General features: G+C 40.8%; 10 protein-coding genes and 1 pseudogene. 6 read left to right on the forward strand and 5 right to left on the reverse strand.

Going from position 1 to position 12199, the window contains the following annotated elements:
- Positions 1 to 230 (forward strand): annotated as a pseudogene (locus B4Z47_RS20140) (hypothetical protein); the annotation flags it as partial.
- A 413-nt stretch (positions 231 to 643) separates the two neighbouring features.
- On the forward strand, positions 644 to 880 hold the full coding sequence (locus B4Z47_RS20145) for an ATP-binding protein (protein ID WP_286727754.1): 237 nt from the start codon (positions 644 to 646) through the stop codon (positions 878 to 880).
- 126 nt (positions 881 to 1006) lie between these two features.
- On the opposite strand, the gene B4Z47_RS20150 is transcribed toward B4Z47_RS20145, so the two are convergent.
- A complete protein-coding gene (locus B4Z47_RS20150; protein WP_070569990.1) occupies positions 1007 to 1474 on the reverse strand; it encodes a helix-turn-helix domain-containing protein in 468 nt (155 codons plus the stop codon).
- A gap of 69 nt (positions 1475 to 1543) precedes the next feature.
- Between B4Z47_RS20150 and B4Z47_RS20155 the strand changes: the two genes are divergently transcribed.
- Positions 1544 to 3166, forward strand: coding sequence for an ISL3 family transposase (locus B4Z47_RS20155; RefSeq protein WP_286727755.1), 1623 nt, complete (start codon positions 1544 to 1546; stop codon positions 3164 to 3166).
- A 243-nt stretch (positions 3167 to 3409) separates the two neighbouring features.
- On the opposite strand, the gene B4Z47_RS20160 is transcribed toward B4Z47_RS20155, so the two are convergent.
- A complete protein-coding gene (locus B4Z47_RS20160) occupies positions 3410 to 3745 on the reverse strand; it encodes a hypothetical protein (RefSeq protein ID WP_286727756.1) in 336 nt (111 codons plus the stop codon).
- 700 nt (positions 3746 to 4445) lie between these two features.
- Between B4Z47_RS20160 and B4Z47_RS20165 the strand changes: the two genes are divergently transcribed.
- Genes B4Z47_RS20165 through B4Z47_RS20175 form a run of 3 tightly spaced genes read left to right on the forward strand, consistent with a single transcriptional unit; the run spans position 4446 to position 10381 of the window.
- On the forward strand, positions 4446 to 5735 hold the full coding sequence (locus B4Z47_RS20165; RefSeq protein ID WP_286727757.1) for a TlpA family protein disulfide reductase: 1290 nt from the start codon (positions 4446 to 4448) through the stop codon (positions 5733 to 5735).
- 18 nt (positions 5736 to 5753) lie between these two features.
- The gene (locus B4Z47_RS20170; RefSeq protein ID WP_286727758.1) at positions 5754 to 8972 is read left to right on the forward strand and encodes a SusC/RagA family TonB-linked outer membrane protein; all 3219 of its coding nucleotides are present in this window, start codon (positions 5754 to 5756) and stop codon (positions 8970 to 8972) included.
- Positions 8973 to 8992: 20 nt separating this feature from the next.
- Positions 8993 to 10381, forward strand: a complete 1389-nt coding sequence (locus tag B4Z47_RS20175) for a RagB/SusD family nutrient uptake outer membrane protein (RefSeq protein ID WP_286727759.1) — start codon at positions 8993 to 8995, stop codon at positions 10379 to 10381.
- A gap of 54 nt (positions 10382 to 10435) precedes the next feature.
- Here the strand turns inward: B4Z47_RS20175 and B4Z47_RS20180 are convergent, their stop codons facing one another.
- The 3 genes from B4Z47_RS20180 to B4Z47_RS20190 form a co-directional block, all read right to left on the reverse strand.
- Positions 10436 to 10792 carry a hypothetical protein gene (locus B4Z47_RS20180; RefSeq protein WP_286727760.1) on the reverse strand — a complete coding sequence of 119 codons (357 nt, stop codon included), beginning with the start codon at positions 10790 to 10792 and terminating at the stop codon, positions 10436 to 10438.
- 26 nt (positions 10793 to 10818) lie between these two features.
- Positions 10819 to 11535, reverse strand: a complete 717-nt coding sequence (locus B4Z47_RS20185) for a MauE/DoxX family redox-associated membrane protein (protein WP_286727761.1) — start codon at positions 11533 to 11535, stop codon at positions 10819 to 10821.
- Between the two features lie 426 nt (positions 11536 to 11961).
- Positions 11962 to 12199 (reverse strand): hypothetical protein (locus B4Z47_RS20190; protein ID WP_286727762.1); only part of this gene is annotated, 238 nt, incomplete at its 5' end.

Here is a 12199-nt window from a genome sequence, read left to right on the forward strand (position 1 = left end):
GGACTTCTGAAAATGCAGTGATAATCCAGATCTGGACTTCACTCATTGGCATATTACTGTTAAAATACTTGCAAAAAAAGGCCAAATATGACTGGAACCTGTCCAATCTGGTCGCATTCATCAGAATGAATATCTTCGTGAAAATAAACATCTGGCAATGGATAGATGATCCCTTTTTCAGGCCGCCTATAAAAGGAAAAAAGGGACAGCTAAAGATCTTCGCAGATTGAAAAATAGGGGTCAATATCGAAATGATGAAAAAAGCTATGCCTGTACCACAGAAATCCAATCCTAAAATTTATTTAGGACACATGTGTGGTGAAATTACTAAAAATTAGATGTTTAATTTTACTTATTTCATCTTTGATAAAGATATCCTTATATACGATAAAAAGTATTGAACAATGAATTTTTATCAAAAAATTTTCATCAAAATATCTTGTTGTAAGAAGTAGCTTTGACAATATATTTCGAATATAAAAAAGCTCTTTATCAGAATAAGGAGACTTATTGTTAAGTTTAAAACCATCCACCAATATAGAATTATTTTGATATTTCTTAAGTATAAAGTCCGAATTTTCAGAATGATATTCTAAAGATTGATTTTTTGTTATAAAATTCGCTAATTTATCACAAATAAGTGATGCTAATTCTATATCTGTTTCCAATAAAAGCCTTACATTTTCCCCCTGTTCAATTGAAAGAAAAAGATTTATTCTATCCAATAGATCCAAATACTCAGATCCCCGTAGAAAAATGGCATGGACTAATCGGTGAAAGTACGATTGCTGATGCTATACTTGACAGGGTAACATTCTCCTCACATAGAGTAGAATTGACAGGTGAATCCTATCGTAGAAAAAAGAAATTGGAATCTTAATCAAATTGTATATTATTGTAATCGGAAAGTGCCCCAATGACTAGCGAAATAATTGGCCCAATGACTCCGAAATCCCTGCCCCAGCATCTGGTTCTTCGTCAATTTTGGTGAAAGTACGTTAAATAATTACACTTTATAAACTAAACCTTTTTTCTTTTCAAACACAATTCCAACCTTTTCGAGCAAGTTATAGACTTGTGCCTTTTGATATGCTAAGCCATATTCTTTATCAATCCATTGAGCCAAAAGAGGGCCTGTCCACTTTACTGATTGATATCCATGATCCGAGGGTTTTTCGTTTATGACCAAGTTTTTGATTCTTTCGAGTTGTTCGTTTGATAAATTGCTCCGTCTACCGCGCCCTTTCTTATCTTTTAATCCTTCAATACCTTCTTTTTCAAATCTATGAACCCAATTTGTTATCTGCTTGAAGCTGATATTATGTAGTTCAGACAACCGTCTGCTCGAATAGCCTAATGCAACAAGATATACCATGTATAGCCTTATACCAACGGTATAAGCATCATTTGTATTTAATAATTTCTTTATCTCTGTTGCGTCTGATCGCTGAATTTGTAAGACTGATTTTCCCACTGTAATTTATTTTTTCTAAACAACAAATATATAAATTATTATGTGTAATTTAATATTATACTTTTAGTTATGATTCCAGAATTTGTACTTCCTCCCAATTTACAGTTAAAAGCTGAAACAACGTACACCTCTCTAGGAGAGCTTTATATTAGTACGTACGCTTATCAAAAACACTCAACATGCCCTATTTGTGGCATTACGAGTGATAGGGTTCATAGTAGATATTTCCGAACTCTTTTAGACCTTCCTGTTTCCGGATATTTAGTAAAAATCAAGCTCAGGGCTAGGAAGTATTTTTGTGATAATTCAGTCTGTCATCGAAAGGTTTTTACTGAACGCTTCGATTGTGAAATCAGGCCATATTATAGAAGAATGATTCGTTCAAATGAACTTCTTTTTAAAATGGGGCTTGAATTGGGAGGAAATAGAGGTTCAGCAATTAGTCGCTATGTTGGACTGCCGGTTAGCTCCTCCACTATGTTAAGAGTGATTCAAGGAGTAGATATACAACCTAAGGCTTTGACATCTGAGGTAATTGGCGTAGATGATTGGGCATTCAAAAAAGGAAGTACCTACGGAACCGTTATTGTGGATTTAGAACGGAAAGAAGTGATAGATTTACTTCCGGATCGTGAATCGGATACGCTGGCAGAGTGGCTGAAGAATCATCCAGAAATAAAAGTAGTATCCAGAGATCGCTATGGCCCATATGCTTTGGGTATAAAAACAGGGGCCCCTGATGCCATTCAGGTAGCCGACCGCTTTCACCTAATTATGAACTTAGGGGAAGCAGCTAAAAAAGTCTTACAATCAAAAGCAAAAGAATTGAAGGAAATATTTAAGCTTTATAATGATCCCAAAAGAAAAGAACCTCCATTAACGGAAGTTATCGGGCCTGTTGAAGCAAATTTAGAAGTTCTAGCAACGATTTCTACAGCAAACATTGGTGCACATAAACAATATCTATTCGACAAGGTTAAAGAGCTATATGCCAATGGTATTACGCTGAGACAAATTGCCAGAATTACAAACCTGGATCGAAAAACAGTCGCAAGGTATGTATCCGTGGAAAAACTTGAGAAAAGACAGTCCAGAAACTCCACCAACCTGGAATCCTTCATTAATTATCTTTTGAGCGAAGAGAACCACGGAAAAACATATAGAGAACTACATAACACTATTGTTCAGATGGGATTCAATGGTAAGTATACCCAGTTTTGCCACAAGATGAATGAAGTTTATAATATGCCGGGGCTTAGTAGAATGAAATATAAGGCGCAGGTGGTGGTAGCAAAAACTTGGTCGCCAACCAAATTATCCTTAATGCTCTATAGGGAGTCAAAACACCTTAAGGAAGATGATAAAGAATTTTTAGAATTATTATTTGAAAAGCTTCCTCAAATAAAACAACTGGAGCAGTTGATAAAGGACTTTAAACAATTGTTTCTTATCAAGAAAGAAGGAATGTTACAAAAATGGATTCAGGAGGCATCAACATCAGAGTGCGGGCTTAAAAATTTCGCTAAAAACCTTTTAAGGGACTATGAAGCAGTGAATAATGCAGTAGTAAGAACAGTAAGTAACGGCCAGGTTGAGGGACAAGTGAATCGAATAAAAAATATAAAAAGAAAAATGTACGGAAGGGCAGGATTTCAGCTATTGAGGAAAATGATACTTGCAAAATCAGCATAATTCACCAAAATTGACGAAGAACCCAGCATCTCCGAAATAGACAGGGCTTTAGTGACAGCTATTTTAGCTGTAACATATATCGGTAATTGATACGCTATTGTAGCATACCATAAAAAATCGTTCTTGTGATATATCGATATTAAATAACCCAAACTGTATTTCCATTAATATCTGAATGCAAGTTAGCGATATCCTATCTAAAAGGCTTAGTCAATAATTCTTGGTTTTGTCATCATAGACATTCTATTTTTCGGTCAGATGAGATATATCATATTTTTCATGCTCTTTTTTTGCATTTTCTATCGCAATTTTGAAAATCAAATCTGCATCTGTATTAGAAATATCAGCAAGCTTCAAAATATCTTTTAACGTGAGTTCCTCGGGATGTTCAAACCTAGTGATAAATGTATTGTACCCCATTGACATAGCTTTGTAGAGACCATTGACATAAAAACTTGGAGTTGCGATTTCTTTCATATGTTTAATTTCGTTTGATTGGAACCTAGCCTTGATATTTTTTAAAGCATCTTCAAGTTTTTTTAAATTTATATCCGTTTTCTTATCGTGTTTTTCATTCATAATAATTGATTTTTTTGAATATGAAGGAAAACAACTGTATTCTAATGATTTAATCTCATAATAAATCTATATAATCCTGAAATAAGAATAAATAATTTTGTTTTTGATTTTTATATTTTTATATTTGTTTTTGCAAATCCTATATAAGGATTTTTAAGTTTTGTTTTTGAGTTTTAACTTAGAGTCTTGCGGCTACATTTCTCACGCCGTAACGCAGGGCAGCAGTGTAAAACCCCACATCTTCATTGCTATGTGTATATTTGTATGCATATGGTAGATGTGGGCCTGCTGTAAATCCGTGTTACGTAAGGCGTGAGAAACTTTAATGTAGCCACGGTTTGCAGGCCCACATGTATCAATTGGCCAGCTAACTGTCAAGACTCGTTAATATAAAACGAGTATGAACCTAAAAAAGCAATTTCTACGAAACATAATTTCCGCCCCTGAGTAAGCAATTAGCCGTCTAACGGCTTCCACTTTCCTACACTAAGGAGGCGCCCCTGTGTCTAGGTTTTTTATAAACAAATTATAAACGTTATAAACCTATTTACAAATGAAGCTATTTTACAGCTACATGGAGCGGCTGTGTATTTATATAATACACTGTATATCCCTATATCTATCTATTACGCCGGCCATATTAAGACATAAACCAGTATATGCCCGGCAGGTATTTTTATTACCGGTATTTTGTTTCATAATGTTTAGTTTATCGGCTCAGACGCCCCGCAAGGACAGCGGGGTCGATGGGCTCTCCCATCTTGTTGGTTTAAAGCCGGGTGATAAGATGCCTGAGGTTGTATGGAACAAGTCGCTCGAATTGAATTATTTCAATGGGAAGAAGAAAACAATAAAGCTCTCAGAGCTTAAAGGTAAGCTGATCTTACTGGATTTTTGGGCCACCACCTGTCCGAGCTGTATCGAAAATATTCCACACATGGAGGAAATCCAAAAGCGATATCCACAGGAACTAACAGTAGTATTGGTAAATAGCAAAAGAAACAAGGATACTCCCCGCAGGATTAAGCTTGTATTGGATCGATACAAGGAAAAGTACAATTTTGAAATCAAACTGCCAGCCTTATTGGATGATACAATACTAACAAACCTTTTTCCGCATAATACCATACCGAATATTACCTGGATCAATCCGGATGGTACATTTCTGGGCAATACATTGCCGGATGAAGTCAGCATAAAAAATATCGAAGCTATTCTCCAAAATAAAAAAGCAGATTTACAGCTGAGGGGCACATTTCGCAATAAAGATGCTGCAATGGAAACACCGCCGATCTTTGATACGACAGGTGTTAAATATCTGTCCGCTATAACTGGCTATTTACCCGATTATCTACCAACTTATCCAAATGTCGCCTGTAAGAATGGCAAGTCCAACTATCAAATGGTTAATGCGGCCTTCAATTTTATGCTAAGAATTGCTTTTAAAAATGAATTGAAAGGTTTTGAAAGTACCGACTATGTGTTTGAAGAGGGGTTAAAGGATAAGATCCAACAAATGATACTGGGCGGTTCGCTCCGCCAGTACAAATACAGCTATCAGCTCTTTGTAGCGGATACAATCTCGCCAGGCAGGGCTGAGCACTATTTTCAGCAAGCTTTTAAAGACTACTTTCACCTCACTATAGAGAGGAAAACAGGCCTGGTATCCTATTACAAAATCAAAATTTTGGACAATATTTCGGATCTGAAATCCAAAGGCGGTATGCATTTGGTCAATGAAAAAACCGAGGAAGGGCCAATTTCCTTTGGAAACTTTCCGTTGATAACCTTGCTGAGCCTACTGCATCAGTATGTTGACCTGCCAGTTTCCTATAACAGGAATGAAGACATGCAGATCGACCTCACTTTTCCAGTGGGTTTTGAAAGGATGCCTGTGGAAGAGAAGCTGATTTTTTTGGCCAGTAAGGGTATTGTGTTGACCAAGCAGCAGCAGGAAAAGGAATATCCCTACATCAGCCGTATTTATTAATTCGAAAGACTTATTGTTATGAAAATATATTATTTAATAACTCTTATACTGTGTTGTAATTTTATTGCACATGCCCAGCAAGATAATTTGATGATATCAGGCCAGGTATATTCGGGTGAAAACAAACAGCCGCTCGGGGGAGTAACGGTCCGGCTGATGGGAAAGGGTACGCTCGGTCGTAGTACCCCGGATGGAAAATTTAAAATAAAGGTGCAGAGTCTGAAAGATACACTGGTGTTCTCCAGTGTGGGATTTATAGAGAGAAAGGTGGCGGTAAGTTTCTTTGATCGTGAAACGCCTCTGTTTCTGGAGAGACAGGTAAACCAACTTGATGAGGCGCTGGTCAGTACAGGTTATCAGACCGTAAAGGCGCGTGATATAACAGGGGCAGTCGAGGTTGTTTCCAGCGGGTTGCTGGGGCAGCAGACGGGGTTAAATGTGCTGCAGCGTCTGAATAATGTGACGGCCGGTATCCGCTTTGATAACCAGCCGATCAATAATCCCGACCTGCAGAAACTGAATTTTTCAGTGCGCGGGCTGAGTACAATAAATGGTAACCTTGACCCGCTGGTGGTGCTGGATGGTTTTATCTACGAGGGTGAAATTGGAAATATAGACCCAAATAACATTGAATCTGTTTCGATATTAAAAGACGCTGCCGCTAGTGCTATCTGGGGAGCAAGGGCGGGCAATGGGGTAATTGTCATGACCTCCAAAAAAGGAGGTATCGGCTTGGCTCGGCAGGCGAAGATCTCGTTCAGTAATACTTCAATCATCCGGCAGAAGCCTGATCTGAATCAGCTCTACCAACCCTCTTCCCGAGATTTTATCGAAGTAGAGCGCATGTTGTTTGACGGTGGATATTATGATACTTTCCTCAACTATCTGCCCTATTATGCGATGACTCCCGTCATCAATTTGCTTAACAGTAGAAAACAGGGGCTGATTACGGCAACCGATTCGGCGCGTACGGTTGAATGGCTTGCAGCTCAGGACGGTCGCCGCAATTTTGCAGATAGCTTTTACGGTGCCGCTTTTTCCAATCAGCTTTCCTTACATATTGGTGGCGGCAGCAACTCAAACGCTTATGGATTGGGCGTAGGCTATACGACAGACCGGACAAATCTGGATGCACGCATGCGAAAAATAAACCTGCTCTTTTCCAATAGCTACAGACCTATAGAAAAGATGCAATTGGATCTTACAGTCAATTTTACCCAACAGCTTGACCGATCTGGAAAACCGGACTATTCAAGTTTTAATACAGTGGGGAAAGCTGTGCCATATCTCTATTTTAGGGATGCTGCAGGAAATGAAACACCTTTTGAAAGCATGTACAGCAAATCTTATCTCGATCAGCATTATGCAGATGGCTATCTGGATTGGGGATACTATCCCTTACAGGATTATAAATATGACCGCAAGACAGGTCATCTCAATGAATTATTTGCGACGGCTGGTTTACGCTACCAATTATTTGACTTCTTAAGTGCCAACTTGGGCTTTCAGTGGCAGGATCAGCGTGTCGATAGCGAAAACCTGCATGAAAAAGACAGTTATTTTACGCGTTTAAAAATCAATCAATTTATGACTGTTGATCCGGTAAGTGGGCAGCGCAATTATAATGTACCCATGGGCGCTATCCGTGCTCTGGACCAGCAACAGGGGAGATCGTACACAGTAAGGACACAGCTGGATTTTAACAAAACCTTTGGCCTGCATCGTCTTCAAGGTATAGTTGGGGCAGAGATTCGGGAAAATCAATTGTCGGGAAGTTCAAATACGGCGTATGGCTATAATGAGGTGCCGCTCACTTCGGTGCCTGTGGATTACCTGACTGCATTTGCCACGGTACCGGACAATCTGTATTTAAACATTGTGGGTGCGCCCATGTTTACAAAAACGACAAATCGTTTTGTTTCCCTCTATAGCAACTGGACTGATCTGTACCGTGATAAATACGGCCTGTCTGCAAGTTTTAGAAAAGATGGTGCCAATATCTTTGGAGCAACCACCAACGACAAATGGTCGCCGCTATGGTCTGTGGGTGCGTCCTGGCAAATGGACCGTGAGGAGTTTTTTAAGGTGGACTGGATAGACGCACTCAAGCTCAGGGTTACCTATGGCTATAGCGGTAATGTTGATCTCCGCAAGACGCCCGAACCGATTGCCGGGAGTGGGACAGACCGCTATACCTTATTTCCTATGCTGGGTATTTCCAATCTGAACGATCCCTCGCTGCGATGGGAGAAAGTGGGCATGCTCAATTTTGGCGCTGATTTTTCAATCATAAAAGGCCGCTTATCGGGGTCGGTCGACCATTACCGAAAATATGGTAAAGACCTCTACGGCCAGACTGCATACGATTACACGACATGGGGAAATAGTGGAACGATCGTAAAGAACGTTGCGGAAATGCAGGGCCAGGGCTGGGATATCAAGCTGAATTCGATAAATACAGTCGGCTCACTCAGGTGGAGCAGCAATCTTTTGCTGGGGATCAATAGGAATAAAACGACCGCCTATTATAGTAATCTGAATGAAGGTTTAGTATATTTTCTGCCTGATGGTAATCGGATAAATCCAGTCGTCGGTCTTCCGCTCAATGCGCTTGCAGCATATACATGGATGGGGCTCAACAATCAGGGAATGCCACAGGGATTGTTGGATGGCCGGGCAAGCTCAGATTATACCGCCATATTTAGATCAGCATCCATGAACCCAATGGGCAACGAGACGATCACCTATATCGGCCCTGCCAAGCCAACCCATTTTGGTAACCTGATCAATACCTTTTCGTTTCGTGATTTTGATCTTTCGGTCAACTTGAGCTATAAGGGCGGTTATTATTTCAATAAGCCCACAACCAGTTACTATACGCTGTTTCAGTCAGGGATAGCCTATCCGGATTTTGAGCAGCGCTGGCAAAAGCCCGGTGACGAACAGATAACGGATGTACCGGCCATGAATTATCCGGTATCGACCGATGCGGATGCTTTTTACGCCAGGGCGAGCATCAATGTATTAAAGGGAGATCACCTACGGCTGGAATATATCAACCTCAGCTGGAAAAAATCTTATAAGGTCATGGCCAAGGAAGTGAATCTTCGGCTATTTACTAATGCCAGCAATTTAGGGATGATATGGTGTGCCAATAAGGAAAAAATTGATCCTGAATTTGCTTATAGGCTGCGTCCTTCAAAACAGTTTTCACTGGGTATACAACTGGAATATTAGACTTGATCAACCGAATCAATATGAAAATGATAAATAAAGGGCTGTCAATCTTACTGGGTATCATTGGCATGCTGTTATTGCATAGCTCCTGTAGCAAGTATCTGGACATTCAATCCAACGATGGGTTGGTGGTCCCCAAAACGCTGGAAGACCTGCAAAAATTACTGGATAATACGCTTACGATGAACCGGGGAATTGGATCGATGGGGGAGATCTCAGCAGATGATTATTTTTTGGAGCAGTCGGTACTGGATATGCAGACGGATATGGACCGATTAAATTATACCTGGCGGAATAATCTGTATAACTTTAGCAATGATTGGTCGGCAGGCTATGCGCCTGTGTATATCTCCAACTTAGTTTTGGAGCGTTTGGCCAAAATCGAGCGGACAGCTGCTAACGCGGCGGACTATGATCGGATCAAGGGGACCGCCCTCTTTGCAAAATCCAATCAGTACCTATCCTTACTGTGGAATTATGCTAAGGCTTTCCACAGTACAACAGCTGCGTCAGATTTGGGGATCGTGTTGCGGGGTTCCTCGGATATGAACGAAAAGTCAAAACGCTCTTCGGTATTGGCCTGCTATGAGGCCTTACAGAATGATCTACGCGGCGCCTCGGATCTATTGCCACAGAAGAGTGCACATGTGATGCGTCCCTCAAAAGCGACTGCTTATGGTTTACTAGCCCGGGCTTACCTATCGATGGCAAAATATGATTCGGCCTATCATTATGCAGATAAAATGCTCCAGATCAAAAATGATCTGATGGACTTTAATGATCGTGCTGAGGTCGATCTGACAGGTACAAATCCTTTTTCTCGGTACAATAAGGAAATCGTAGGTTATTATGAACAGACGTCCAATGGTACCCCCTTGATCCGTATAGCTCAGATGGATACATCATTGTATGACTCGTTTGATGCGAATGATCTCAGGAAGCAGGTTTACTTTAAATCCGGTGTTAATGGGTATCAAGCATTTAAAGGGAATTATGCCGTGGCTTCCAGCGCTTGGGAAACGGTATCGCCATTTGGCGGGATTGCAGTAGATGAAGTCTATCTCATTCGGGCGGAATGCCTTGCACGGGCGGGCAAGCTAGTGGAAGGACAGGCGGATCTCAACAAGCTTTTAGCTACACGCTATAAAAACGGAACTTTTAAGCCTTATCAGTTGACTGTCGCAGCAGATGTACTCAGCCTGATATTAACAGAACGACGAAAAGAGTTGATCTTTAGGGGCCTTAGGTGGATGGACATCAAACGCCTGAATCTTGAAGGGGCGAATATTGTACAAAGACGGTTTTTGGCTGGAAAGGAGTATCGGTTGGAGCCTAATGCAAACCGGTATGCTTTGCCATTGCCGGATGATATCATTCGCTTGACAGGAATGGAACAAAACCCACTTTGAATAGAACAACCAAAGCCTCCCATATAGGGAGGCTTTGATGTTTTGAGGAACTGTTTAATTTCGGTTTACGGGATTGAAGGGAGTCGAACTCGATCCTCCGGTTCGTTGCGGAATATAACCTGAAGCAGCGCCAGCTGCACCGGGGATAGCATCCATTGAAATTTTTGCTGGATTTAAGGCCGATCCGCTCAAGTCCGTATTGTCAACTGGAAGCGAACAGGCTTTGTTGTCGGTGGTATTACAACTATGCCCATTAGGCGTAGTTGTCCAGCGCGACTCATCAGCAACCTGAGATGCATTCAATGGATCTCCGTTGAAATAAACAGTTACAGGAGCTAAACTTTTTCCTGTATAAGCCTCAGCACCTTTAAATGCTGAGAATCCGATAATCATGGCTCCTCCTAATATCATGTAGCCATAATTGTTTAAAAATTTGGTTAGCATAACGCTACCCTCCTTTCTGTACTGCAAGCCAGTAATTGATTAGTAAAGCTGCTAGCCTGCAAACATTTGGTAAATAATTGTCGGTACGGTTCTGTGTACCGATCGTATGTGGATGCCAATAAGCCTTTTGAGGGGCCACCGGCAGTATTGGGCTCCCTATAATCGTAAATGCCGTTCGGTCTATACCAGCTATCATTTGTCCGCTTAAAGTGTGTGCGTCCGTATGTAATGGCTCCTATTGTCATAAAACCTATCAGGAATAATGCGACGTTTATTTTCTCTGTCAGTGTCCGTTCACCAGATCTGACGACAGTACGATGCAATAACCATCCAGTTATCGATAAGCCAAGAATAATGAGATTAAAGATCAAATGTGCTGTCCAGGAAATATTGCTCAAAAAGCTGGTACACATACAGGGTTTCTTTTCATATACATTCAATACCCCCAGACCGATATAGATACTAAAAGCTATAATAAGTATGGTCGAAACTTTCCATCCCAGGGCGCGCAACCTCGCTGATGGCATCGCCAGCAATACGCCAATACCGATTTCCATAAGCGGAAGCAGCCAGTAGAGCACCGGAGCCAGAGAACTGATCACTGGCTGCTGCTCCAGGGCAATCTTGAATGCCCCAAGCTGCCAGAGTTTCTCCATCCCCACACATACCCAAAAAAGTATCATTGCTGCCCGGATGATCTTGTATATCATGTTGCTTTTTTTATTCCTGTCCATAACTTTAATTATTTAGATGATAGTATTTATTATTGCCTATCGCTGTTTTACTATTTTTCGTCGTTTCAAAAACAGGGCGCCATACCTGCCCATACAATTGGATACAGCGGCCTGCCTGAGCGTCAGCTTCTACTTTCTCGTACGCTGTAAAACAAAGGTAGTACGGAAAATAGGCCGGCGCAGGTGTAGCGAAATGGTTAATGTAGAAAGTGGACCTGCTTCTATTCGATCTAAATGAATTGTGGGATGTAATGAAGATGTATTATGCGGCAAAAAGCTGGGGAGAAAATTCTTGGGGAAACAGTCGGTTATCGCATAATTAGGACTGTTTTTGATGGGTAGAATGAACACGTTTAGTAGGTGTAGCGGTGGAATACCCCCTGTTTTTTAAATTTTTATGTTTTATTTATTTAAGTCAGGAAACTGTCTATTCAGTTCGTCAAGCATCGTATTCAATACCTTGCGGATACGGAGCGCTGTATGAAACTCGGCGCTTTTGTCCATCCGGATCAGACTATGCGCAGAAAGTAAGGTGCCTTCCCTCGTTTTGACGAGCCTGGAAAATACCTCGGCAACTTCTTTTTTCTCTGACGACCACATAATGTTCGCTTTTACAGATATATGCATCCAAAGTTTGAGC

The organism is Sphingobacterium sp. UBA2610 (genome assembly GCF_002339225.1).
In the GTDB taxonomy this organism is placed as follows: Bacteria; Bacteroidota; Bacteroidia; order Sphingobacteriales; family Sphingobacteriaceae; genus Sphingobacterium; species Sphingobacterium multivorum.